The sequence below is a fragment of the Labrenzia sp. R5_0 genome, assembly GCF_017743835.1.
GTDB lineage: Bacteria > Pseudomonadota > Alphaproteobacteria > Rhizobiales > Stappiaceae > Roseibium > Roseibium algicola.
The window spans coordinates 1,038,437-1,061,930 of sequence record NZ_JAGHRK010000002.1 but is presented as its reverse complement, the minus strand read 5'-3'; the positions used below and the strand labels follow the sequence as shown (position 1 = coordinate 1,061,930).

The following is a 23,494-nucleotide window of genomic DNA, read 5'->3' as shown; positions in this document are numbered from 1 at the left end:
TGGCGTTCCAGGCGTGCGTCCGACCGTATGATCGGACAATCGAGGCACCTGGAGCTGCCGGCTGTGTACCACGCGGTGGTCCGGCAAGAGCGTGGTTCAGGCAAGGTATTGAAATGAAACGCGCCGTTTTATACCTGTCAGACCATGGCAAACAGGCACATCTTCATTGGCGATATTCATGGCATGAGTAAAGCTTTGGCTGCGCTTATTGAAAAGCTTGCTCCCGATGCCGGCGACAGGGTCGTCTTTCTGGGTGATCTGGTGGACAAGGGTCCCGATGCTGCCGGCGTTGTGCGCATGGTCCGCCAAATGAAGAATGAGGCAGCCTTCGAAATCGTTCTCATCGAGGGCAATCATGAAGATCTGCATGCGCGCTATCGTGTCAATCTGGCTGTCCGCCCCACGGTTGCGGCGGAGCAGGAAGCTGGAAACGGCGAACTGGCGTCCCTGAATGCTCAGCTCGCCCCGGAAGATGTCGCCTTTCTTGAAAGCGCTGTACCGTTTTTTCGGTTGGACGCGCATGACATTCTTGCCGTTCATGGCGGTATTCCCGGAGACATGCTTGCGTTTCCAAGCAGTCTGGACGAAGCGCTTGAGCTGCAAGGCAAGGACCGTCGCAGCTTTCGCAAGATACTGCGCACGCGGTTTGTCAGCGCCGACACCGGTGCTTTCCTGGTTCAAGGGCATGAAACGGCTGGTGATCCATTCTGGGCAGACAGTTATGAGGGCCGTTTCGGCCACGTCATTTTTGGCCACAATCCCTTCATGCAAGGGCCGGCTATGTTTCCGTTTGCTACAGGTATCGATACGGGAGCAGTTCATGGCGGTGCCTTGACCGCCCTGGTCGTTGACGGAAACGGTCGCCGGACGTTCGTGTCCGTGCCCTGCTAGTTGACCTGCGTGAACCGCTGCCACCAGGAATACACGTTTGGCATCACACCCAAAATCTGTGTTGTAAGCCTGGTGATTAGCAGTGAACGGCACTGCAAGCAGGTTCCTGCCGTCCCACTCCCATTCCTGAGGAAAAGCTACTTGACGAGGCGTCAGGTTCAATCTTGACTCTGCCTGCACCAAGTGTGGGAGAGTACATGAAGATTGGAATATCCGGCGCCTTTGCGGCCGCATTTATTTTGTTTGGTTCCAATGCCTTTGCGCAACAAGCACCTTCCACTGCTCTCGAATGGGCGAAGTCGCAAAGGCTTCTGCCTTCGAAACGGATAAATGGTGATCTCCGCCAGGGTATTCATACGCTCTATGGCCTCAATTCAGTAGGCTCTAGCTCCTTATCGATGCTGGGCAACAGTGACACCAGCCGCTACGTCACGATCGTTAATCCAAGCACCAACCGCACCACGAACATCGTAGAAGTCGGCCGTCCTCAGGACAGGGAGTATCGCGGCATTACCGGGCCTGCAGAACAAGGAAACTCTGTCTTTACCGGAGCATTCGGACCGATTGACTTTTTCGACCTGGACAAAAAGCGCAAACTACTGACGAGCGAAAGAACCAAGGCAAGTCCGGAGCCAGTTGCCGGAGACAGTGCCGGCGGTTTTTCGGTCACTGTTGCCAAAGCCCCCAATGACGGTGGTGTGCTCTTGCACGTGGTCAAGAACGGCCGGGTTTCCACGCTGCAAACAACACTAGGCGCACGTCTGGACAGCGTCTCCATCGGTCAAGTCAGCGGAAGGGAGGTCTTCTTCGCTGTTCTGGGCGATCACACCGCCACCCATTTCTCAATAGTCGAGGGAGGGGACATTCTCAAGCGCGGTCAAGCAAGCATCTTTTCGCCTAAGTTGGAAGACCCGAACGGGCGTTGGAGGCGAGAGGGAGATAGCGGGCCGGTCAGTCGTGCCCGTCTGATAGATGCCGTCAGCAACGTGTACGGTCTCTGGCCACTGAAGAACTTTTACGGTGTGCATGTCCGGCGTGCCAAGGAAGCTGGAAACGATGCTGTTGTAACCAGTCCAACTACCAGCCGGGCGTTCGTGAGCGCCAAAGGCGGCTCGAGCTACCTGATGGACATGGAGGGAAGTTGCAAGGAACGGACGAACTCTCTCGATCCGGTAAAATGCACGATCGCGGTCTCCGTGGCCTTTCGCGACACAAGCGACGGGGTCGATGCGGGTTACGTCATATTCCTGAATCACAAGCTCGAACCTATTGCCCACTTTGGGGGCGCCAACCTCGTCTATCATGATCTTCTGCGGATGCCTGACGGCCAGCTCGCCGCTGCAGGCACTCTTGTCGACGAAGGAAAACGCATGGGTCTGCTCGATGTTTGGGAGAGGTTCCCCGGACTTTGAAATATCTTCGAAAAGTCAGGAATATCCGGGACCAAAAGATCGGACTTGAACCTCCTGAGGCGTTGATGGATGGGGCTGCTTGATGACTGGGCTGCTGGGCTTCTGGAAAAAAATGCATTCCGCCAAAGCCAGGGATCCCGAAACCGGTGATCCGTTCGATGCAGCGGCTTGGCTGGAAAAGGGCCTTGCGGATTTCGATGAAGCAGTCCGGCCAACATTCGGGCTGGTTCAGGTGCGGCGGGACATGGTTGACCTGCTTGCGCGGGCCGAAGCGAAAAATCGAATGACACCGGCCGAACGGGAAGCAACCTGGGCGGCATTCGATGCAGAGATAGAAAGGCGCTTTGGCGAACTTGGAAACGGTTCTACAACAAATTCAGATGTCACCCCGGCAACGACTGTGTCCAGGCCCTTGGACCGTGAAGCTGCGGCAATGGATGCAGCGCTTTCTGTTTTCGATACAACGATTGATGGTAGCCAGGAAAGAGCTGACTTCCTGGCAAACAGGGCCACTGGCATCCTTTCAATGTTTCTGGATGAGCAAGGTATCAAGGGTCCGGAGCGCAAGCAGATCGAGCAAAAGGTTCGTCACGCGATAGCCGAAGAAGCAAGAAACTGCGTCTTTCCAAGTTAAGTGTCGTGTTGATGACGTGGTCCAGACTTCAGGCAGGTACGTGTGCCCTGTTGGAGACACTCCCCAAGATGCAGCACCGGATACGCATTTGTCGTCAATGCAAGTGGTTCTGGAAATTACAACTTAAGATTTAGCTTCTATAAGCCGGACGGCCGTCGCCGGAATTCTCCACTATGGAATGCCGGGGCGGGACCGCATGGGGTATGCCTTGCCTGTCCCGGCGCTATCAAAAAAGTGTTTTCAAGTCCTGGGGGCCATTGTGCAGAAAACTGTTGGATTGGTGAGATTTGCGTTGGTGTACACAGGGCTGTTGATCGCCCTGGCTATTTTCAGTGTCATTCTGGAAACGCTAACCGGCATCAGCGTGGGCGGTTCGGTGAACCAGATCGGTGCCATAATTGGCGCTGCAACCGACGCAGGGCGACACTTTTACAAAAAGTACGAAATCGTCCCCGAAAGCGGTTTCGCCTGGCGGGCCGCTTTTCAGATGGCGCTTGTTGAACTGGCCATTTCGGTAATTACTACCGGGGTGTTCGTATGGTTTCTTCTTTCGCAAGGCGAACTTGCGAACGGGCTCGGCTCCCTCATGGTCATTGTGGTGCCGCTGTTGATCTTTGTGTTCGCGATTTCCCTGGTTGCGAAACGGTACCTGTTTACGAGCGGCGCTCGATATGCAGAGAAAGCCCACCTGAGAAAACAGGAACAGAGCAGTACTGTTTTCGAGTGAGGTGGAAACCTGTCTGGAGACTTCGCAGGGCGCCGCCGCCTACAGGTGAAAACCAAGGCGGCGGCTCCAGTGGAGATTACCCGGTCGGACGTCCGGAGCATCGATACAGGGTTCAGTGAGGCAGGAAGGCCGATGGCAGCTTCGTGTCAGGAAGCCGCGAAGGTGACCTTCACGCCGCGCTGGCGAAAGTAGGCTTGCATGAGCTTGCGTCCGGAGCGGTTGTTCTGGACGAGCTTTGCCGGATCAAAAACGGCTTCCTTCTGGCCCTCGCGTTTCAACGCTTCCTTGAGAGCTGCGATATGCAGGTCGATATCTTCGTTGTCGGCCTGCAGGGATTCATAAACGCGGTTCGTTGCTTCCGCTACGGTCAGTTCGCTCAATGGTGCATTCCCGATGTTGTTTGGCTGGCGATTACCACACTTTCCGACCTGTTCCAAAGGGAGTTGATCCTTCCCAACCTGCACGGCTTCGGATGGTCGCTGGCAAAGCGGCGCAGGCACCACTTTGCCAGGCTGGTAAATCTCAGCGCTCTACACCCACTGCGAAAGGGCGGCGCGAACGTGGGGATCTCCATCGTCGCGGACCAGGTCGACATCCTCGGAGAGATGCTTGCTGTTGGGCAACAGGGATTGCCAGGCCAGTGCCCGCACCTGCGGCGTGTCATGATGTCTTGCAATGTCGCGCAAGGCCTCATGAAGATCGGTGTCCCCCATCGCCGCTGCTGTTTCGAACAACGCGCGCTCCTGCGCCTGTCGATCGACATTCCCGGCAATGAGTTTGCCGAAGACACCTTCCGGCGTTTCTTCCAGGGTCATCTCGTATTGCCGGCGGTGCGCCGGATATGTCTTGGGCAGGAGCAGGTTGATCGACGCGGAGATCGAGGGCGCCGGGAGCTGCGTGTGAATATCGCGGCTGCCGTAATAGTACATCACCTTGCCTGGCGGCAGCCCGGTTTCCTCCTGAAACCTCAAGGGAACAAGTTCTCCCGGGACGCCGCGCACGTTCTCGTATTCGTAGTCGTACAACTGGGTGCGGTACCCGGGACCGAAAGCGCCGACCGTGAAGAAATCGAAGCTGTGATCATGGGTTTCGTAATAGGAAAAGATTTCGGGGGGATGTTGAGGGCTTGGCGGCATCCACAGGACGGCACGTAGGGAATACCCGTCGCCCTTGTGCAGCATCAAGGTTGACGGTTTGAAATCGTTGTCGACCTGGTAGTTCAGAAAATCCGCCAGACCATCGACAAGCAGACCGCGCAGCACATCGGGATCGCGTGCCAATGCAGCCATCCATTCGGCAACGCGCGACATTGCTTCCGGAGTGTAGCGGGAGGCGCGAAGATCCGGAACGATGCCGGATGCCTCCAGCCTTTCAACGAACTGATCAAGCGTCAGGGTCTCGTTCCCTTCGGGAAAATATGTCTCGGTCATGCCGCATCCCCGTCCATCGTTCTTGCAAGAGTTGCTCGCGCCGCTTCGCGAAGCGACGCATCGCGGTCACTGTGCGCCATTTGGTGCAAAGCGGTGAGAGCCTGCTGTGGCGCACAGCGATGAAGCAGCTTCAAGGCATCCCAGCGTGCAAAACCCGCCATGTTCGAATGCACCATTTTGGCCAGCGGTTCTTCAAGTCCATCGATCTGTTGCATGGCCTGAAGCAGTTGGAGAACCATCTGCATGCGCGAGGCATGCAGATCGGTGCTGACCTGCTGCAGTGGCTCCAGTGTCTCGCGGTCGAAGGTCCAGGTGCTGTGGGCCCGTGGCGGGGAATGCACGATCAACAACGGTGCGATCGGCGTGGCGGCGGCAATGTCGATGATGTCGCCGAACGCCGGGGCGTCATAGACGTCATGTGCCTTCAGCACGAGGTCGCTGTCCTGGCGCTTGAGGCTGGGCGGGCGTTGATGAAGGTTGTTGCGATCCAGCCCGCACTCCAGCCGCGGTATGTGCACATCATTTGGTGACAGGTTCAACACGAAGGCATCAAACTCGTTGGCGGTGTAGACCGGTTGCCGGCCACCTTGTCCACTGAAGCGCAGCATCAGGCTGAACTGATCGGTCCGGCACAGGTAGACGTTGCCTTCCCGCTGTGCCGGCAAGCTGCCGCGTTCGCGCACAACGTGCAGCAGATCCAGCAACAGGCCATTTATGCGTTGCGGATCGAGTGACCGCAGAATGCTGCCCAATTCGATGAATGAATCTATTTCGCCAGAAGGTGGGGTAAGGGCCTCGATCAAGTGTTGATATGGATTGTCTGTCTTCATCATCACACCTCCGCGTTGTTTCAAATGACGCTCAGAGGACGGATCTCCGGAAGCCGCCTTCGAGCAAAAGCATAGGATATCAAACCCTTGCCCGCCAAGACCAAACCGGTCACGGCGGCCATGCCGTTGTATGAAAAGAGGTAGGTGGCGATGAACCCGCCCCCGAGCACGATAACGAGACTGACTGTCGAGATGCGGGTCGCGACCTGTTCGTGACCCATGGTCTGCAGGATCACGAGAGACTGCCGCGTCAAGGCCTCAATGAAGGCTCCGACAGCAACCATCGCGAGTGCAGTCGTTGCTTCGGAGAACCCAGGGCCAAAGGCATTCAGAATGAAATGTCCGCCGATTAGCATCCCGACCAGGAGTAGAGAGCAGATCCCCAGGACGACGGCATTCGACTCGTTGATTGCCTTTTGCAATTTGGGACATTGCGACCGGTCGTCGGCGGCAGCACCGCACAACGGGCGGATCATGAAGGATATGGTGGTCGGAATAAGCTGCATGATGCGAACCACCAGCAGGACTGCAGCATATAAACTTGTGGCGGCTTCGTTCGGCGAGGCGATTTCGACGATGAAGAGGTCGAGGTGCCACAACATCAGTGAATTGACCCGCATGATCAGCATTCGATTGCTGGTCCGTGACCAGGCCCTGTGGTGTTCGGCGGAGGCGCCCCGCGCCGGTGTCCACCATGCACCGTAAATCTCGGGCTCAACGGTCCGAAAGATGAGGGCATGCAGGAACCCCAGGAACACAAACGATACCACGAGGATACCGATCATGACGCTGCTGCTCGAGACGGACAGCCGCAGCCCGTACACTGCCGCGGCGACACAGAAAAGCAGCACAAGATGAAGGGCCAGCGAGCCCAGGATGCTCCCGGTTCGCGGGTACCCGCTGGCGACGAGATATCGGTCGGTCAGAAGCGAAAGTGCGGCAATCGGGGCAATCCAGATACTGTGAAAAGCCAGATGATACTCTTCGAAGCGCTTGTAATCGGCCAGATGTGTGGCAAGTGCGATTGCCAGAAACACTGCATAGACTGCCAGGATGATTGAAAAGCCGAAGCGTATCCGGCTGCGGTTCCAGGCACAGTATGCCCGAATACCCTCGAGGTTTACCGTTTTGCGCATGGTGGGCAGGTAGCGCGAAGCCACCATATCCGTTCCGGACAGTGACAGGGAGGCCAGCAGCGACAAGAGGGCGAATGCAACCTGATAGTCTCCGAAGAGCTCTGTCCCGAGCATATTGGACAGAAGCAGGTTCGTCAGGAGAGCCAACCCGTAGCCGGCTATGCTGATCACGGCCAATTGCACTGGTCTCGATGTCATGCAGAGACCCGCGATATCGGCATCCACGCCAAAACGTGCCGCTTCCGTTGAAATTCGAACCCGTCAGTTGCCTTCGACACGCAGTCTTCCTGTTGATCGTTTCCGGTTGCAGATTATCAGTCTATCGCCGCCTGACAGCTGAAGTCGCTTTCAGAAAATTCACCACATCGCGAGATCGCTCTGGACAATCTAGTAGGTATGAGTGCAGGATTGAAACTGCAAATTGCAAACAAGGAGCACTAGATATGTCTGAAGCGAAAGCAAATATCGAGCGCAATACCGAAGTTGAAGCCGACATCGAGTTTGTTGATCCGTCGGAAACCGTTGCACTTGCCGGCTCCACGCCGCGCCAGTTGACGGGGCAAGAAGCAGGTCGTGTGGTCGGATTTGGCTGCGACGAGGATAAAACCACAGGTCGCTGATACCAGGTCTGCCGTTTTGGCTTCCCGGTTGAATCAGTACCGATAAACGCATGTCACGAATTTTGCTGACAGGCGCAAGTGGTCGGGTTGGGCGAGCGTTGATCGAACGCCTTGCCAGCCCGGAATTCGAGTTTGCCCTGGTTGGGCGCAGTGCGGAGTCTCTTCGGCAATTGTCGGATGAGATACACGCCAGGGGCGGAACCGCCCACATCATTGAAGCAAATCTCTCTTCAAAAACCACACCCGAAACTGTTGTCCAGCAGGCGGCAACTGCAATGGGCGGGCTCGACGTCCTGATCCATGGTGCAGCGGCATATGGGTTCCGGCCCTTCGCACCGTCTTCAGCGGAGCTGCTGCTGCGCGTGCTGGAAACCAGTCTTCAGTCCGCCATCCTTCTTACCCACGCCGCCATTCCGGCGTTGAAGCTTTCAAACAACGCCGTAGTCGTGCAGATCGCGTCTACTGCCGGTCTTCGGCCCGTTAGTGAAGCCGTTGTCTACAGCGCAGCCAAGGCGGGAATGATCGCGTTCGGCCAGGCCCTGCGGCCAGAGGTGGAGGGGCTGGGTATTGCCCTGCACACCGTCATACCGGGACAATTGCAGCTTCAGCCCGGGGGCGCCGGGCTTCCGCCCGCACATGTTGCCCAATGCATTCATGAGCTGATCCTGCAGCGGGCAACCGGTTGCGCCGGAACCGATGTCATTCTGGACGAGACGCGTTCCGAATAATCCTATGGATCGTCGCAGCCGTTGTATTTGCCACCTTTTCTGGCCTCGACGAATGTCTTCCAGTCTCGCCAGCCCTGGGCACAATGAAAGCCCCATTCCCTCACGCGCGGCCCCGTGATGAAGAGGGTCCAGGCCGGTTCGGTGAGGACGGGAGACAGACGGTGCGCGAAGCGGGATTTACGGAGTACGACATCTCCGGCACGCAGTTTGCGCACCTTCTCGCCTTTACGGGCAGCGAAAGTCTCATCGATCGTGCCGGCCAGCATGATCGACACGCTCGGCCAGGGGTGGTCGTGCAGGGCTGCCTCGTCGTCAGCCCGTACGACATTGTGTAAATACGCGTTGATGAGCGGGTTCTTCGGCCACAAGCGCCAGCGGAAAATATACGGGGCGTCCGGATCACCCACTAACTGATCAGGCGGCCTGTCGACAGGCAGGAGCCGCCTTTTTAGCCGGGAGGCTAAAGCAGACATTCGGATCATCTGAAAATCCTCGCCGACCTGACCGTCGGTGTCAATCCAGATCCCTTCCCGGGTGAAATGGTCTGCGTTTCTTTTTCCGGTTTGTAGCCCGGCATCATCAGCCGCCAACAGCGACACGCCGGATGATGCCGGGCAGGACTTACAGGCTGGTTTCGCCGTTGATCAGATTGCTCCGTTTACGGGGAAGATATCTGCCCCGGCCCTTGCCAAGAACGGGCACACCTTTTTCCATCACCAGGTCGCCGCGCAGAAGAACCTTCACGGGCCATCCGGTCACCTCCATGCCTTCGTAAGGCGTGTAGTCGGCGCCATGGCCGAGGTCATCGTTGGTGATGGTTTTCCTGAGTTCCGGATCCCACAGGGTCAGATCGGCATCCGAACCGACCGCGATGGTGCCTTTCTGCGGATAGAGACCATACAGCTTGGCGTGATTGGTGGACGTCAGCGCAACGAAGCGGTTGAGGTCGATCCGGCCGGTCTTGACGCCTTCGGAGAACAATATCGGCAGTCTGGTCGCAACGCCCGGAATGCCGTTCGGGATCCATCTGAAGGACTGCATTCCCTTCTCGGTCTTCTTGCCGCCGGGGTCGTCAAACCGGAACGGGCAGTGGTCGGAAGAGTAAAGGTCGAACACGCCGTTTTCCAGACCGGACCAGCAGGCGTCCTGGCTTTCCTTGTCTCTGGGAGGAGGCGAGCAGACGAACTTCGCACCCTCGAAATCCTCAAGATCCAGATCGTCTGCCGTCAGAACGAGGTATTGCGGGCAGGTTTCACCGGCGATCTTCTGGCCTCTCAGCCTTGCACGCGAGATTTCCTCCATCGCTTCGCGGTTCGAAACATGGACGATGACGATCGGGGTATCGACGATTTCGGCCAGCGACAGGGCCCGGTGTGTTGCTTCTCGCTCTGCCGCGATCGGGCGAGACGTGGCGTGGTGGTACGGGGCGGTGTCGCCATCTGCTTCGCGCCGTCCGATCAGATAGCGGATGGCATCTTCGTTTTCGCAATGAACCAGCACGACCTGTCTGGAGCGTTTGGCCGCGTCCAGCGTGGCCAGGATTTCGTCGTCACGCAGGCGCAGGCCTTCGTAGGTCATGAACACCTTGATCGACGTATAGCCTTCTTCCGCAAGTGCCGGCATTTCCTGGCCAAGCACATGCGGCGTCGGGTCGGAGACGATCATGTGAAAACTGATGTCGGTGAAACAGTTGCCCTCTGCGAGGGCATGATATCCCTTCAACGCCTCGCGCAGGGTGTCGCCTTTCTGCTGAAGGCAGAAAGGCATTACCGTCGTGTTCCCACCAAGAAGCGCCGACCTTGTTCCGCTTTCGAAATCGTCCGCCATGACAATGCCTTCGCCTGACGGCTGCGCGATATGGACGTGACTGTCGATGCCGCCCGGCATCACGAGCAAGCCGGTCGCGTCGATGGTGGTGGCCGCTTCCTGCAGATCACGCCCGATTGCCACGATCTTGCCATCCGAAATGCCGATGTCTGCCTGATAGACATCGGCTGCGGTGACTATGGTGCCACCGCGCACCACTGTGTCGAAAGAGTGTACCGTCATGCCGATGCTTTCACAGGTGCTGTTCCGGACGCTTCTTGACCGAGGGTTTCATCCAGGGCGTTGGTCAGGCGATCGACTTCTTCAAGCGTGTTGTAATGGACCATGGACAGGCGCACGACGCCCCCGGCTTCGGCCAGCCCGAGGTCTTCGATCAGGCGCCGGGAATGGAAGTCACCATGGCGGATCGCAACATGGTATTCGTCGATCTTCCGGCACAGTGCCTCCGGCGCCCAGCCTTTTGCCGTGAAGCTGATGGTTGCGATCCTGTTGCCGTTTCCAACCGTGTCACGCCCGACAATCGTGATGTCCGGGTGTTGCTTCGCCCAGTCGAGAAAGCGCTGGGTCAAGGCAATCTCTTGCGCCGCGATGGCAGAAAAGGCGGTCTCGATCAGGGCGCGCGGCTCTGACGAGGCAGGGGCTCCGCATCGTTTCCCGAGTTCCTGCAGATAGGCAGTGATGGCTGTCAGCGAATAGGCAAGTTCATAATTCGGATTGCCTGCTTCCAGTTTTCCCGGGACTTTGTCCTTGCCGTAAAAATAGTGGTAGAGCGTGTCCAGCTCCAGAAGGTGGTCGTATTTGCCGTACATCATCGCGATGTGCGGGCCGAAGGTCTTGTACAGGCTGAAGATGTAATAATCGACGTTCAGTTCCTGCACGTCGATCGCCCGGTGCGGCGCATAGGCGACCGCGTCGACGCACAGTCTGGCACCTCTGTGATGCACATAATCGGCGATTTCGCGAACGGGATTGACTTCACCCAGGATGTTGGAGACGTGGTGAACCGCAACGAGCCTGGTGCGTTCGTTCATCAGTTTGCCGAGATCATCCAGGTGCAGGGTCAGGCTGTCCTTGTCGAGCTGCCAGAAGATCACCTTGATGCCGAATTCCTCGAGCCGCAGCCAGGGGCCGATATTGGATTCATGGTCCGCGTTGCTCACGATCACCTCGTCCCCCGGCGCCAACTGGCGGCGCATGGATTCGACAAGGTTCTGCATCAGCACGGTGGTGGAATGGCCGAAGACGATCTCTTCAGGACGGGAGGCGTTGACCAGAAGCTGACCGGCCTTGCGCGCTTCCAGGAGAGCTGCCGCCGCGGCCTTCGAAACTTCGTAGCTACCGCCGATCTGAACGTTTTTTTCGAGCAGGAACTGTTTGATCCGCTCGACTGCCTGGTTGAGGATCTGCGATCCGCCGGCATTGTCGAAAAAGACCCAGTCCGATTTCAGTCCCGGAAATTGATCCCGGACCCAGGCGATGTCCAGTTGTGCATTGTTTGGCATGGTTGGCTCCAGCAAAGGCAGTAAAATTCAGTGGTTGAGGACCGCGCTTAGAAAATTGCGGGTTCTTTGTTCTTTCGGGGTGTCGAAAATCTGCGCCGGCGTCTCGGTTTCCACGATCCTGCCGCCATCCATGAAGATCACCCTGTCGGCCACCTGGCGGGCAAAGCCCATTTCATGGGTGACCACGACCATGGTCACGCCGGTTCCGGCAAGCTGGCGCATGACGTCGAGAACTTCGCCCACCATTTCCGGATCGAGCGCCGAGGTCGGTTCATCGAACAGGAGCACCTTGGGTTCCATTGCCAGTGCGCGGGCAATGGCAACGCGTTGCTGTTGACCGCCGGACAGTTGGCCGGGAAACTTGTCTGCCTGTTCGGCAATGCCGACGCGGGCCAAGAGTTCGCGGGCCTTCGTGGCAGCCTCCGCAGCCGGTGTCCTGCGCACACGCATGGGGGCCAGCATCACATTCTTCAGGACACTCATGTGCGGGAAAAGATTGAACGACTGGAACACCATGCCAACCTCGGCGCGGACCTGGCCCAGCGTCGGTCCGGGCTGCACCGGAATGCCGTCGACCCGAATGCTGCCCTTGTCGGAATAGCTCTCCAGAAGGTTGATGCATCGGATCAGCGTGGATTTGCCGGATCCGGACGGGCCAATGACACAGACGACCTCGCCTTCGCCGATCGCCAGGTCTATGTCGCTGAGCGCGGCAAAGGCGCCGTAGTGCTTGGTAACGTTCTCGATTTCGATGATGTTTCGCATCACGCATTCCTCCGCCCGAGCCGGTTTTCAAAGCGCGAGACCAGGGCAACCAGGGGCCACAGGAACGCGAGATAGATGATGGCAGCGCCGATCAGGGGCGTGGGGTTGGCGGCAAGGGCCTGGGCTTGTGTTGCCTGTTTGAGTAGGTCCGGCATGGCAACGACGGAGGCCAATGCGGTGTCCTTCATCACGTTGATGCAGTTGTTCGTCAGTGGCGGGATAACGATCTTGATGGCCTGCGGCAGCACGACGTCGACCATCATGTCCTTGTAGGACAGGCCAAGCGCGCGCGAGGCTTCAAACTGTCCGGCGGGAATCGCCTGAATGCCCGCCCGAAAGATTTCTGCGGTATAGGCACCGGACACGAGCGTCAGCGCGAGCGTGGCGGACAGGAATGGTGACAGTCTGATGCCGACGAATGGAAGGGCGTAGTAGACGACGATCAGGAGTACGAGCAGCGGGATTGACCGGAAGATGTCGATATAGATGGCGGCCGGTACACGTATCCAGGGTGAGCCGTACATGCGCACAAGGGAAAGGCAAAGCCCGAGAACGAGGCCGGCAACGATACTGGTTGCCCCGATTTGCAAGGTTACGACAAGGCCGCTCATGAGGAGCGGAAACGTTCGGATGAAGACCGGAACGTTGAAGAACGTTTCGAAGAGGTCCATGAAAAGTCCGGAAGAATGGCTGGAATCAGGGAAGGCGCGGGCCCTCCCGAAGGCGGCCCGCGCGTGCTTTGCTTACAGCTTGGGCATGTCGAGGATGGTGACTGTCGAGGTGGTTTCTTCGGCGCGAGAGCCGAACCATTTCTCGTGCAGGTCAGCCACGACGCCTTCCTTCTTCAGTTCGGACAGGACGTCGTTCACCTGGTTTGCCAGTTCCGCGTCCTTGGCAAACATCATGGAGTACTGTTCGCCGGTGGTGATGCGTTCGACGACCGCAAGGTTCGGCTTGTCCTTGGTGTAATAAAGCAGCGCCGGGATGTCGCTAATGTAGCCGTTGATACGGCCGGCCGTCAGGTCGAGCATGGCCGGGGCCAGGCCTTCGTAGCGGCGGATTTCACCAAAGCCGTATTTCTCCAGATTTTCGGTGGCCCAGATGTCGCCGGTAGAGCCCGTGTCGACGCCGATGACCTTGCCTTTCATGTCGGCAACCGATTTCAGGCCACTGTCGGCGGCAACGGTGAGGGACTGGTCGCTGTCATAGTAGGGCTGGGCGAATGTGACCGATTCCAGACGCTTCTTGGTGATGGTGATCGAGGACACCGCCATGTCGATCCGGCCCGACTGGACCGCGGAAAACAGCCCGTTGAACGGGATGTTTTCAAACTCGATCGATTTGCCGAGCCTGTTTGCGACCTCGGTTGCAAGATCGATTTCAAAACCGACGGTCTTGCCCGACTCATCCTGGAATTCCCACGGAACGTTGCCGATGTTGGCGCCGACTGTCAGGTCTGCGGCCATGGCGGTGGTCATGGAGGAAAACGTGAGCAAGCCTACGGTTGCAGCCGTTTTGATGAAGGAGTGAAGAGACATTTTATTCCCCTGGTGATTATTCTTGGTCTAACTGGTATGACTGGTCTGACCAGTTAGACCAGTAAACAGATCGATCAAACGGGATGCAAGCGTTAAAATGATGCTGATCGCGTTTCGGCGGGCTAAAAGAAGGCAGAACGGCACACGCGCCGTACGAACCATGAAAGACACAATGATTACACGTACGCCGGTTCCGCAGAGCATCGCCCGCAAGCTTCAGGAGATGATCCTCAGCGGAGCGCTCAAGAGCGGGGAGAAGATCCCTTCGCAGCGGGAAATGTCGGAAGAGTTCGGTGTCAGCAGGGCCTCATTGCGCGAAGCCCTTCTGACCCTTGAAACCATCGGCCTGATCAAGACCGAAGCGGGCAGGGGGACGTTTGTCGTCGGCACCGGTTCGGGCAAGACCATGTCGGACTGGAAGTTCGCCGAGGAACATTCCCTGCAGGAAGTTTTCGAGACCCGGCTTGTCCTTGAAGGCGAGATTGCGGCTCATGCAGCGGGGCGATTGTCGGAGGAAGATCTCGACCGGCTCTCGCAACTGACCGACCTGATGGAACAGGCCTGGTCCAATCGTGACTTCCTTAGCAACGTGGATGCCGATCTGGAGTTTCACGACCTGATTGCCCGGCGGTGCAGGAACCGCATGATCGCGGGCCTTTACGATCAGGTCCGGAAACTTCTGACGGAAACCCAGCGCCAGCCGATCCCGATCACGGATCCGCTGCGCATGCGGGCCTCGCTGGCTGAGCACCGGGTCATCGTTGCCGAACTGCGCAAGGGCGACGCGGAAGCCGCCCGAACCGCAATGCGCAGCCATGTCGCCAACACCGCGCTGTGCGCAGGGTTCGAGATCGCTTGAAGTGCCAAACGCCTGCGTCGTTTCCAGCTTGTATCGAAGCGACAGGGGCTGGGCGGTTGGCAGAGTGGGGCCTGCAACCCCTTTCCCCCTATAACTGACCTTCGACGGGAAGCGTTGCGATGATGCCGGAGGTGAAGCGCTGGCCCAGTGTCGATCCCGGGTCGGAGGTGAAGGTGACGATCTCGCCATCTTCTTCGCTCTTCCAGAGGATCCTGCCGTTGTCGTCCAGTTCGAGCCGGTAGCTGTTTTTCAGCGAAACGCCTTCATTCAGGAACATTGTCAGCCTGCGGGCAAGTTCGGGGCTTTCCACGTAGAGGCCGATCTCCGTATTGAGGTTGGCTGATCGTGGATCCAGATTGAAACTGCCGACGAATATCGAGGTTCCGTCGAAGACTGCGGCCTTGGTGTGCAGCCCGGCCTTGGAGTCTGTCGAAAAGAGCGTTTGCTGGACCCTGGCGGAATCGGCCCTGACCTCATGCAGCTCTATGCCGGCTTCCAGAAGTTCCGCGCGGTATTTCGAATAGCCGGCGTGAACCGCAACCACATCGTTTGAACCGAGCGAGTTGGTGAGAACGCGGACCTTCACGCCGCGCGACGTAAGCTGCTTCAGCTTGTCCGCGCCTGCCTGCGTCGGAACGAAATAGGCGTTTTCCATCAGGAGTTCGCGTTTGAGCCCGTCCACCTTGCCGACAAGTGCCTTGAGGATCTTGCCGCCGCTTTTTCCCGCGATGAAATCGGCCGGATCGTCCCAGACGACAAAGGCCGGTGCCCAGACCAGCTGCCTTGTGAGCGAGGACATCGACTGGCGGACGGCAGTAACCCTCTGGCGGAAAGGATAGGGATATCCTTCGGTGTCGATGGTCTCTTCCAGTTTCACCCGGGCCATTTCCAGGTCGGATTCGCCAAAGGTCCGGTTGACGCTGGCGGCGACAGGCACCGACCAGTCCCTGTTCCAGAAATAATCGAAGACGCTCGAGGCATCCCGCACCACCGGGCCGACCGCGGCAATGTCCAGGTCGCGGTAGTTGGATTCCTCGGAGACGTCGAAATAGTGGTCGCCGATATTGCGCCCGCCGAGAAGCGCAACCGCATTGTCGGCGATCATCAGCTTGTTGTGCATGCGGTGGTTCAGGCGGTCGAAGTCACCGATCAGGTTGAAGACCCGCGAGGACCGGCTCACGAAGGGGTTGAACAACCGGATCTCGATATTCGGATGGGCGTCCAGACTGGCGAGGATTTCATCGCGTCCGTTGACATTGATGTCGTCGATGAGAAGACGCACGCGCACACCGCGATCCGCGCTGCGCAAAAGGGCTTGCGCGAGGATGCGCCCGCTCTGGTCCGCATCCCAGATGTAGTATTGCAGATCGAGGCTGTGCTCGGCGAGCTCCGTCATGGCCACGCGGATGGCAAAGGCGTTGCGCCCTGTCGTGACCAGCGAGACACCCGATCTGCCCGGATGGCTTTTTTCCGCGGCCCGGAACAGGCTGCCCAGAGAGGTGCTGCGATAGGCCGTAAAGGCACTCGTCTCGACGCGCGGATAGTCCGTGTTCAACGTCGAACAGGCTGCCAGAAGCAGCGTTGCAAGACAGAGAAGGCAGGCCCAGCTTCGCATCGTTCCCCGCATGACAGACACAGGTTGCCAAGGGCCCCGTTCCCGCCCGGCGTCAAGGATCGACGTTGGTGACTGAGGCAAGGACCGGGGCTATCGGCAAACTCTACCCAGAATTGTTACTTCATGCCTGCACGCCGGTCCATTGTGCAGATTGACAGGCGCGCTCCGGCACCTGCCGTGCGGTGCTTCTTTTCATCAGCGCCTCGGGACATGACATGCAAAGACGCACGGTTCGGCTTGATGCTTCCGCGCGGGAGGTTTTCCTCACCGAGGTGGCAGAAACCTGTCCTGCGCCTTCGGGGCGAAGATCGAGGGAGCCGCGCCCACCAGACGTAGGGGAGACCTTTAAGGAGCAGGCAGCGCTTCGGGCATCCAGTGCGTGGAGTTGCGGCTGGCCTTGAAGAAGCACTGCCCGTATTTCTTAAGGGTTTCCTGATTGATCTCGAAGCCGAGGCCGGGTGTCTGCGGCATGGCAAACCAGCCGTTTTCGTGCAGGAACGGCTGCGAGAAGATCTGGTCGCGGCCTTCCGGTGTCCAGCCCGGTGGTGAGATCGGATATTCAAACAGCTCCTCACCGGCAAAGCCGCTGGCGGCAAAGACATGCGCATTTGCAATGAAACCGAAGCCGTTCGACCAGCAATGCGGCGTGAACCTGATGCCTTCTTGCCTGCAGAGCGCGGCAACCTTGAGGCACTGTGTAATCCCGCCGGCCCACATGGCATCGGGCTGGAAGATATTGTAGCAGCCCATCTTCATCATCCGGGCGAGTTCCCTGTAGCCCATGACATGAAGTTCGCCACCGGCGACAGGAACGCGCGAATAGGTGGTCAGTCTGGCGATTTCCTCGTGCCATTCGCCAAACAGCGGTTCTTCCACCCAGGCAAGGCCGACATCCGCGGCGGCATCGACAAAGCGTTTGGCCCTGTCCAGCGACCAGAGCGGTGCATCGCCGTTCTGGGTCAGGCGGAAGGCCTGATTGCAGTCGACCGAGATCCTCATCCGTCCCTGCATGTGACGGGCGATATCCGAGATATGGTCGATATCAACGGCCTCATCGAAGTCATGGACACGAATTTTCATCGTGTCGAACCCTTCGGCAAGCCGGGCTTCGGCTTCCTCGCGCCGTGCGCCCGGGTCCCGAAGCTCGCCGGAGGAAGCATAAAGCCTGATGCGGTCATCCGTTCCGCCAAGCAGCTTGTAGAGCGGCAGGCCCGCACTCTTGGCCTTGATGTCCCAGAAGGCAGGCTCAAGCCACCAGTTGAAATTGCCACCCGCCGCCATGATCTGGATGCGCTCGGAAAGCCTTTCGATATCGCCTGCATCCTGGCCGAGAAAGAGACCGGCCAAGAGGTCGCCCAGCCCGGCGCGCTCACGCCCCGCAGCCGGAAACCCACTCCATCCTTCAACACCGTCATCGGTGATGAACCGGACGATGCACATGGAGACATGGGTCCGGATCGTTCCAGGTATCCACGACGGCGCATGTTGCGCGGGCAGGGGTGTTTTCACAAGGTAGAGTTCAACGCGGTCAAGCACTTGCATGTTCGGTCCATTGAAAAGGGGGCGCTGCCTGAAGGATCCAGGAGCATCAGGAGAACAGTCGGCTGTTGCGTGAACGCTAGAAAGGAATTGGTCTGGCCAACATATCCAATTTGACAATTTTCAGAGTCCAATCGGATGGCGGGGGCGGTCTCTATAGAGGCAGTGTTTCAGCCTGAATTGCTGAGCTGCTGTCAGGTGCCGACGAGCGTAGGTCTATTGTGGGCGGGGAGCGGATGTTTGCTGCGGTCGGAATGAACGACAGGAAGGGTCCGGAACGGGACGATTGGGTCTCGGGGAGGTGAGCAAGATAGTCGCCGCTGAGTGACCATCTCCTTCGCAGATGAATGGCACTGAGCAATTGTGCTCTCATAATCTGGGAGTACTTGTCCCACAAGACGAGCTCTTGGAGTTCCGTACAGCTCCACCTACTATTGGCGTCCACAACAATTTGGTAAATTTCCGTTTTGTTCTTTGTCGGCTGACAAGAATGCTACTAGCTTTCTACTTACATCAAACTTGATTTGAGGCAGAACAAGTTAGGGGTAAAGATGGTCAAAGCATTCTTTGCTTATCCTTCGAGCGAGCCAGACGCCGTAAACGCTATTCACGATGCTAAAGCAAAGCTCGCGTTGTCCAGGCGCGAGCTGGATATTCATCTGTGGGAAGAAAACGATATCAGCGGCAGACCACTTACAGATCCTATCTTCGAACAAATCGCAGATTCTGATATGTTACTGGCTGACGTTACAGTGATGAACTTCAATGTCACTTTTGAGATTGGCTATGCACTTGGCCTCGGGAAGCGAGTACATTTGGTTCGTGATAGCAACATCGGCCGTCAGTCCGCCTTAATTACTAGTATTGGCATTTTCGACACCTTAGGGTTCCAGTCCTACACAGAGGGCGACACACTGGCCGGTATCTTGCAAAATACGCAGTCTGACCGACCTCTGCCGCTGAATAAGGCGCCTAACAGCAAAGCGCCGGTGTATGTGCTCAACACGCCGGTTTCCAACGCACCGATGCTTGCGATTTGGGGACGGGTGAAAAAAGCCCGATTGGGGTACAAGAGTTTTATACCACAAGAAGAATCCCGTCTTTCGGCCGTAAAGGCGGTCGACGATGTGTCTGCATGCCTGGGCGTGATCGTGCCGCTCCTGCCGGCGAGTTTCGACGATGCCGAGGTGCACAATATCCGTGCGGCATTTGTCGCGGGCATGGCCTTCGGATTGGGCAAGGTGACACTGATCCTGCAGCCGCCGAACGGTCCGGCACCACTAGACGTGCGCGACATGGTAAAAACCTTTTCGCACCCGGATGACATAGCCGATCACATTGCGGAGTTTGCGCTCGACGTAACCGAGAGGCTGCAGAGCGACGACTCTTTGCCTATCGCAAAGGGAAACTTCTTGTCAGAACTCAGCATCGGCGACGCGATCGCTGAGAACGAGTTTCAGACACTCGGAGAATATTATCTCCGCACAGACCAGTACGGCCGCGCCTCGAGGGGAGAGGTCAACTTGGTAGTGGGCCGCAAAGGAGCAGGGAAGACTGCTTTGTTCTCTCAGGTCCGAAATGAGAAACGAGCCAATGTCCGCAACATCGTGGTGGATCTAAAGCCGGAAGGTTACCAGCTTATACGGCTCAAGGAAGACGTGCTGGATTACCTGGCCGAAGGTGCCAGGACCCACCTTATCACTGCACTGTTCGAATACGTTTTCTACCTAGAGATCTGCTACAAGCTGCTTGAAAAGGACAAGAGAAAGTACTTGCGTGACGGTCGCCTATACGAACCCTATCTGCGTTTGCAGGAGGTCTACAAGTCTGGCGACGCCGCTGAAGGGGATTTTTCTGAACGGCTTCTCGACATTTCGCGTTCACTAGTGGATGCCTTCAAGGAGAGGTTTGGAAATACGAAAGAACAACGCCTTACGTCTGCGCAAGTCACGGAGTTGGTTCATAAACACAATATCCGAGATGTTAGAGAAGCGCTTTCCTCATATCTAGAGTTCAAGGAGAGCGTTTGGGTCCTCTTCGATAACCTCGACAAAGGCTGGTCCGCCCATGGATTGACCGACGACGATGTTACAATTCTGCGCTGTCTCATCGATGCTGCCCGCAAGGTGCAACGGCAGATGCAGTCCAACGATCATGATTTCCACTGCATCGCCTTTGTCCGGAACGACGTCTATCAGCTCTTGGTAGAGGCTTCTGCCGATTATGGCAAAGAAAGTCGGGCCGTTTTGGACTGGCACGATCCTGACCTGCTCCGAGAGATGTTGCGTAAGCGTCTCGTTCACGGTGTTTTGCCACCCGACACCTCTTTCGCAAAGGTTTGGAATAGCATTTGCGTCAGCCACTATGCGGGGGAAGAGACGGCTCAATACTTGATTGATCGTTCATTGATGCGCCCGCGTAACCTGATAAAGCTTGTGGCTCACTGTCGAGGCTTTGCAGTCGGTCTGGAACACGAGAAAATAGAGATAGAAGATCTCGAAAAGGGTCTCAAGAGCTATTCACTTGATCTAATCACGGAGGCGGATCAGGAGCTCACCGACATTCTTGGTGAAGATACCAACCTGCTATATCACTTCATTGGAGAAGGCGCGCTATTCGATCAAGCAAAGCTCGAGAAAATCTGCATGGACGCTGGGGTCGTTGCCGAAAAGCTCGGCTCGGTAGTTGATTTTTTACTCTACTATGGCTTCCTCGGCGTACAACACGGAGCTTCGGCGCCCACTTTTGTATATGACGTAAATTACGACATGAAACTTTTGTCGGTGCTCGTGACCAAGGCTAAGACCAAGGAAAACCTTAGTTACAGTCTAAACCCAGCCTTTCACGCGGGCCTCAACCTATAGGACACTTAACTGATTAGATCGTCGGCGAGCTTTGTCGCAATGTCAGCTCGCAGGTTAAGAAGCGGAATGGCTTACGTCCGAAATGGAGGCGCGCGGGAGCCATTGAAACAAAAGGTATTGACGACCGCTGTGGGCCGGAAGCGCCAGCGAGGGCGGTACACGTGAATGACTGCTTCGCTCGGATCAACCGTCACGAACAAACCGTCTCCAGTCGGTCCCTCCCAGGACGTTTGTAGTTCCTGATGGGAAATGGGTTTTGATCAATTCGGTGGTTTTGAAACCAAGCCATTGGCTGCGATGCCTGACCACAAGTAGCTGAGAAATTGCTATTGCGCTTTTGCTGGCCGCGAGCAGAGTAAGTCTGTGATCATGTTGCGATCTCGATACGGGGATTACATAGCGGTCCAACCCATGACACAGGGAGTAGAACATTCCGGACTAATGGGTGACACGTTCCGTGCTTCACGAGGTGTTAGTGCCGTGGCAAAGGTTCGATCAACTAGCCGACTCGAGATGTCGTTTGTTTCAATTCCAAATGTAGAAATAGATGTTTTGGGAATTTAATCTATGGCAAGCTTTTTGGGGGGCGTTAAAGCATTTCTTGTTCTGGGAATACTACTTAGTTTCACATCAACAGGGATTGGGGCGGAAAAGAAGAGCGGTTCAATCAGACCAATAAGCGCATCGGGTCATATTGAGGATGAACACGTTCAAAGCTTTATGAAGTCTGTAATACAAGTATATTTGCTCTACGGAGATTACTCGACTGAACTCGATGGGACTCCCAATTTTCTTTTTCTCTCGGGCCCGGATTTTTTGATAGACGGAGCTATTAATCTTGAAAAGGCTCAAGATTTTTTGCCTGGAATGACGCGAGAGGAGGCGGACTATTTTAGGGGTAAGTCTGACAGCTGTTTGGTAATAAGCCTTCCTCTGAAGGAATTTGATGTTGTTTTGGGTGTGAACGACACTGCAAAATCTTCTGAAGACATGAATTTTCGTTGCGTATTGGACGCTGTATCCTTCTTTCTGGATGTAGACAGCCATAAAACCATCGACGGTGACAGCGTTCGAGAATATTTTCGAAACCTGATCAACGCATTGAACGCGCGTTACTCAGAAAAGGCGCTGTGACCACAGTCTGCGCTAAATTTGGAAGGGGCTTTGAGAAAAATGGTAGCGGAGGAGGGACTCGAACCCCCGACACGCGGATTATGATTCCGCTGCTCTAACCGGCTGAGCTACTCCGCCATCCCGTGCGATCCGGGCCTGGGTGGCCCGCGCGACGTGGGGTGCTTATAGTGAGGCGGCGGGCGGGCGTCAAGCGTTGAATTGGCGTCCGGCCGCAAAGTTTTTTGTCTGGCCTCAGGCCGCGGAAACCGGGGCTTTGACCTGTGGAAAATCGATCGCCCAGTCGCCCGTGCGTTCGGTCTTGTGGATCCAGCCACCGCCCAGAACACGGGCTGTTTCGTCATCCGTATCAAAGAAGACGCAGGCCTGGCCCGGGGCGACGCCGGTTTCGCCGTTGGCAAGATCCACGAACGCCTTGCCGTTCAGGATGCGCAAGGTTGCCGGTGCCGGCGGGCGGGTGGAGCGGACCTTGGCGAACAGCTCGATCTCGTCGCCTTCGTCCAGCGGCTGATCGCCGATCCAGTTCATTTCGCGCAGCAGGATGGTGCGGGTCGCCAGTGCCTCGCGCGGGCCGACGACGACACGGCGCTCGTCCGGGTCGAGGCGCACCACATAGAGCGGATCGCCCGTGGCAACGCCAAGGCCGCGGCGCTGGCCGATGGTGTAATGGATGATGCCGTCATGCTCACCCAGCACGCGGCCGTCCATATGGACGATCTGGCCCGGTTCGGCCGCATTGGGGCGCAGCTTGCGGATGACCTCGGCATAATCGCCGTTGGGCACGAAGCAGATGTCCTGACTGTCCGGCTTGTTGGCGACGGTCAGGCCGAATTCGGCTGCAAGCTCACGCACCTTCGACTTGGGCATGCCGCCAAGCGGAAAGCGGATGAAATCGAGCTGGTCCTGCGTGGTGGCGAACAGGAAATAGCTCTGGTCGCGGTCAAGATCGGCCGGGCGGAAAAGCGCGCGCTTGTTGCCCTGCTGGGCGGAGCGGACATAGTGGCCGGTTGCCAGTGCATCGGCGCCAAGATCCTTCGCGGTCTTCAGGAGATCGGTGAACTTGACCGTCTGGTTGCAGGAGACGCAAGGGATCGGGGTTTCGCCGGCGATGTAGCTGTCGGCGAAACGGTCCATGACCTGTTCCTTGAACCGGCTTTCATAATCCAGCACGTAATGGGGAATGCCGATAGTTTCGGCCGCACGGCGGGCATCATGAATGTCGACGCCCGCGCAGCAGGACTTCGCCTTGCTGACGGCGGCGCCGTGATCATAAAGCTGCAGGGTGACGCCGATGACGTCGTAGCCTTCGGCCTTCATCAGGGCGGCCACGACCGAGCTGTCGACCCCGCCGGACATGGCGACGACAACGCGAGTGTCTTCCGGGCGGCCGGGCAGATCCAGACTGTTTCGCATCCAGTGTACTTCCAGAAGTTTTTGGCCGATCGC

At 57.2% G+C, this 23,494-nt stretch carries 22 protein-coding genes and 1 tRNA gene; 9 read left to right on the top strand and 14 right to left on the bottom strand.

What is annotated here, in order from left to right; all coding sequences use genetic code 11:
• Positions 1-144 precede the first annotated feature (144 nt).
• The 4 genes from J7447_RS13790 to J7447_RS13775 all read left to right on the top strand — a co-directional run bounded on the left by J7447_RS13790 (position 145) and on the right by J7447_RS13775 (position 3,664).
• Entirely contained in the window at positions 145-891 is a 747-nt protein-coding gene (locus tag J7447_RS13790) for a metallophosphoesterase (protein ID WP_353653794.1), read from the top strand.
• Between the two features lie 197 nt (positions 892-1,088).
• Complete coding sequence (locus J7447_RS13785; RefSeq protein WP_209169862.1) at positions 1,089-2,303, top strand: hypothetical protein; 1,215 nt, start codon at positions 1,089-1,091, stop codon at positions 2,301-2,303.
• Between the two features lie 244 nt (positions 2,304-2,547).
• The gene (locus J7447_RS13780; protein WP_209169861.1) at positions 2,548-2,937 is read left to right on the top strand and encodes a hypothetical protein; all 390 of its coding nucleotides are present in this window, start codon (positions 2,548-2,550) and stop codon (positions 2,935-2,937) included.
• A gap of 196 nt (positions 2,938-3,133) precedes the next feature.
• Positions 3,134-3,664, top strand: coding sequence for an ABZJ_00895 family protein (locus J7447_RS13775; protein ID WP_209169860.1), 531 nt, complete (start codon positions 3,134-3,136; stop codon positions 3,662-3,664).
• 146 nt (positions 3,665-3,810) lie between these two features.
• On the opposite strand, the gene J7447_RS13770 is transcribed toward J7447_RS13775, so the two are convergent.
• From J7447_RS13770 to J7447_RS13755, 4 genes are all read right to left on the bottom strand, one after another.
• Positions 3,811-4,044, bottom strand: a complete 234-nt coding sequence (locus tag J7447_RS13770) for a hypothetical protein (RefSeq protein ID WP_023003341.1) — start codon at positions 4,042-4,044, stop codon at positions 3,811-3,813.
• Between the two features lie 150 nt (positions 4,045-4,194).
• A complete protein-coding gene (locus J7447_RS13765) occupies positions 4,195-5,094 on the bottom strand; it encodes a hypothetical protein (protein WP_209169859.1) in 900 nt (299 codons plus the stop codon).
• Positions 5,091-5,927: a hypothetical protein gene (locus J7447_RS13760; protein ID WP_023003343.1), complete on the bottom strand. Its 837-nt coding sequence runs from the start codon at positions 5,925-5,927 to the stop codon at positions 5,091-5,093. Before J7447_RS13760 ends, J7447_RS13765 begins: the two co-directional genes overlap by 4 nt.
• 17 nt (positions 5,928-5,944) lie before the next feature.
• Positions 5,945-7,258 (bottom strand): hypothetical protein, encoded by a 1,314-nt coding sequence (locus J7447_RS13755; RefSeq protein ID WP_209169858.1) that lies wholly within the window; start codon positions 7,256-7,258, stop codon positions 5,945-5,947.
• A 245-nt stretch (positions 7,259-7,503) separates the two neighbouring features.
• Between J7447_RS13755 and J7447_RS13750 the strand changes: the two genes are divergently transcribed.
• Positions 7,504-7,680 (top strand): hypothetical protein, encoded by a 177-nt coding sequence (locus J7447_RS13750; protein ID WP_023003345.1) that lies wholly within the window; start codon positions 7,504-7,506, stop codon positions 7,678-7,680.
• A gap of 50 nt (positions 7,681-7,730) precedes the next feature.
• On the top strand, positions 7,731-8,408 hold the full coding sequence (locus J7447_RS13745) for an SDR family oxidoreductase (protein WP_209169857.1): 678 nt from the start codon (positions 7,731-7,733) through the stop codon (positions 8,406-8,408).
• Positions 8,409-8,410: 2 nt separating this feature from the next.
• Here J7447_RS13745 and J7447_RS13740 read toward each other — a convergent pair whose 3' ends face one another.
• The 6 genes from J7447_RS13740 to J7447_RS13715 form a co-directional block, all read right to left on the bottom strand.
• Positions 8,411-8,998, bottom strand: a complete 588-nt coding sequence (locus tag J7447_RS13740; RefSeq protein WP_209169856.1) for a hypothetical protein — start codon at positions 8,996-8,998, stop codon at positions 8,411-8,413.
• Between the two features lie 31 nt (positions 8,999-9,029).
• On the bottom strand, positions 9,030-10,457 hold the full coding sequence (gene hydA / locus J7447_RS13735) for a dihydropyrimidinase (protein ID WP_209169855.1): 1,428 nt from the start codon (positions 10,455-10,457) through the stop codon (positions 9,030-9,032).
• Positions 10,454-11,737 carry a cysteine desulfurase-like protein gene (locus J7447_RS13730; protein ID WP_209169854.1) on the bottom strand — a complete coding sequence of 428 codons (1,284 nt, stop codon included), beginning with the start codon at positions 11,735-11,737 and terminating at the stop codon, positions 10,454-10,456. The genes hydA and J7447_RS13730 overlap by 4 nt, the downstream gene beginning before the upstream one ends.
• 27 nt (positions 11,738-11,764) lie before the next feature.
• A complete protein-coding gene (locus J7447_RS13725) occupies positions 11,765-12,502 on the bottom strand; it encodes an amino acid ABC transporter ATP-binding protein (RefSeq protein WP_286189135.1) in 738 nt (245 codons plus the stop codon).
• Positions 12,502-13,173, bottom strand: a complete 672-nt coding sequence (locus J7447_RS13720; RefSeq protein ID WP_209169853.1) for an amino acid ABC transporter permease — start codon at positions 13,171-13,173, stop codon at positions 12,502-12,504. Before J7447_RS13720 ends, J7447_RS13725 begins: the two co-directional genes overlap by 1 nt.
• A 72-nt stretch (positions 13,174-13,245) precedes the next feature.
• On the bottom strand, positions 13,246-14,040 hold the full coding sequence (locus J7447_RS13715; protein WP_209169852.1) for an ABC transporter substrate-binding protein: 795 nt from the start codon (positions 14,038-14,040) through the stop codon (positions 13,246-13,248).
• A gap of 172 nt (positions 14,041-14,212) precedes the next feature.
• On the opposite strand from J7447_RS13715, the gene J7447_RS13710 reads away from it, so the two are divergent.
• On the top strand, positions 14,213-14,899 hold the full coding sequence (locus J7447_RS13710; RefSeq protein ID WP_023003353.1) for a FadR/GntR family transcriptional regulator: 687 nt from the start codon (positions 14,213-14,215) through the stop codon (positions 14,897-14,899).
• An 88-nt stretch (positions 14,900-14,987) separates the two neighbouring features.
• Here J7447_RS13710 and J7447_RS13705 read toward each other — a convergent pair whose 3' ends face one another.
• Both J7447_RS13705 and J7447_RS13700 read right to left on the bottom strand, forming a co-directional pair.
• On the bottom strand, positions 14,988-16,514 hold the full coding sequence (locus J7447_RS13705) for a phospholipase D family protein (protein ID WP_209169851.1): 1,527 nt from the start codon (positions 16,512-16,514) through the stop codon (positions 14,988-14,990).
• 345 nt (positions 16,515-16,859) lie between these two features.
• Entirely contained in the window at positions 16,860-18,056 is a 1,197-nt protein-coding gene (locus J7447_RS13700; protein WP_209169850.1) for a mandelate racemase/muconate lactonizing enzyme family protein, read from the bottom strand.
• A 548-nt stretch (positions 18,057-18,604) separates the two neighbouring features.
• Here J7447_RS13700 and J7447_RS13695 point away from each other — a divergent pair.
• Positions 18,605-20,917: a hypothetical protein gene (locus J7447_RS13695; protein WP_209169849.1), complete on the top strand. Its 2,313-nt coding sequence runs from the start codon at positions 18,605-18,607 to the stop codon at positions 20,915-20,917.
• A 567-nt stretch (positions 20,918-21,484) separates the two neighbouring features.
• Positions 21,485-22,051 (top strand): hypothetical protein, encoded by a 567-nt coding sequence (locus J7447_RS13690; RefSeq protein ID WP_209169848.1) that lies wholly within the window; start codon positions 21,485-21,487, stop codon positions 22,049-22,051.
• A 40-nt stretch (positions 22,052-22,091) separates the two neighbouring features.
• Here J7447_RS13690 and J7447_RS13685 read toward each other — a convergent pair.
• Together J7447_RS13685 and mnmA are read right to left on the bottom strand one after the other, a co-directional pair.
• Positions 22,092-22,168, bottom strand: a tRNA-Met gene (locus tag J7447_RS13685).
• A gap of 114 nt (positions 22,169-22,282) precedes the next feature.
• Complete coding sequence (gene mnmA, locus J7447_RS13680) at positions 22,283-23,461, bottom strand: tRNA 2-thiouridine(34) synthase MnmA (RefSeq protein WP_035909942.1); 1,179 nt, start codon at positions 23,459-23,461, stop codon at positions 22,283-22,285.
• Between the last annotated feature and the right edge of the window lie 33 nt (positions 23,462-23,494).

What these genes read in the sequence shown, in the direction of transcription:
- J7447_RS13710 (WP_023003353.1), top strand. Translation starts at nt 14,213, where the DNA reads ATGATTACACGTACGCCGGTTCCGCAGAGCATCGCCCGCAAGCTTCAG.
- J7447_RS13725 (WP_286189135.1), bottom strand. Translation starts at nt 12,502, where the DNA reads ATGCGAAACATCATCGAAATCGAGAACGTTACCAAGCACTACGGCGCC.
- mnmA (WP_035909942.1), bottom strand. Translation starts at nt 23,461, where the DNA reads ATGCGAAACAGTCTGGATCTGCCCGGCCGCCCGGAAGACACTCGCGTT.
- J7447_RS13715 (WP_209169852.1), bottom strand. Translation starts at nt 14,040, where the DNA reads ATGTCTCTTCACTCCTTCATCAAAACGGCTGCAACCGTAGGCTTGCTC.
- J7447_RS13760 (WP_023003343.1), bottom strand. Translation starts at nt 5,927, where the DNA reads ATGATGAAGACAGACAATCCATATCAACACTTGATCGAGGCCCTTACC.
- J7447_RS13775 (WP_209169860.1), top strand. Translation starts at nt 3,134, where the DNA reads ATGGGGTATGCCTTGCCTGTCCCGGCGCTATCAAAAAAGTGTTTTCAA.
- hydA (WP_209169855.1), bottom strand. Translation starts at nt 10,457, where the DNA reads ATGACGGTACACTCTTTCGACACAGTGGTGCGCGGTGGCACCATAGTC.
- J7447_RS13720 (WP_209169853.1), bottom strand. Translation starts at nt 13,173, where the DNA reads ATGGACCTCTTCGAAACGTTCTTCAACGTTCCGGTCTTCATCCGAACG.
- J7447_RS13790 (WP_353653794.1), top strand. Translation starts at nt 145, where the DNA reads ATGGCAAACAGGCACATCTTCATTGGCGATATTCATGGCATGAGTAAA.
- J7447_RS13700 (WP_209169850.1), bottom strand. Translation starts at nt 18,056, where the DNA reads ATGCAAGTGCTTGACCGCGTTGAACTCTACCTTGTGAAAACACCCCTG.
- J7447_RS13690 (WP_209169848.1), top strand. Translation starts at nt 21,485, where the DNA reads ATGGCAAGCTTTTTGGGGGGCGTTAAAGCATTTCTTGTTCTGGGAATA.
- J7447_RS13745 (WP_209169857.1), top strand. Translation starts at nt 7,731, where the DNA reads ATGTCACGAATTTTGCTGACAGGCGCAAGTGGTCGGGTTGGGCGAGCG.
- J7447_RS13695 (WP_209169849.1), top strand. Translation starts at nt 18,605, where the DNA reads ATGGTCAAAGCATTCTTTGCTTATCCTTCGAGCGAGCCAGACGCCGTA.
- J7447_RS13730 (WP_209169854.1), bottom strand. Translation starts at nt 11,737, where the DNA reads ATGCCAAACAATGCACAACTGGACATCGCCTGGGTCCGGGATCAATTT.
- J7447_RS13755 (WP_209169858.1), bottom strand. Translation starts at nt 7,258, where the DNA reads ATGACATCGAGACCAGTGCAATTGGCCGTGATCAGCATAGCCGGCTAC.
- J7447_RS13750 (WP_023003345.1), top strand. Translation starts at nt 7,504, where the DNA reads ATGTCTGAAGCGAAAGCAAATATCGAGCGCAATACCGAAGTTGAAGCC.
- J7447_RS13780 (WP_209169861.1), top strand. Translation starts at nt 2,548, where the DNA reads ATGGTTGACCTGCTTGCGCGGGCCGAAGCGAAAAATCGAATGACACCG.
- J7447_RS13765 (WP_209169859.1), bottom strand. Translation starts at nt 5,094, where the DNA reads ATGACCGAGACATATTTTCCCGAAGGGAACGAGACCCTGACGCTTGAT.
- J7447_RS13705 (WP_209169851.1), bottom strand. Translation starts at nt 16,514, where the DNA reads ATGCGAAGCTGGGCCTGCCTTCTCTGTCTTGCAACGCTGCTTCTGGCA.
- J7447_RS13785 (WP_209169862.1), top strand. Translation starts at nt 1,089, where the DNA reads ATGAAGATTGGAATATCCGGCGCCTTTGCGGCCGCATTTATTTTGTTT.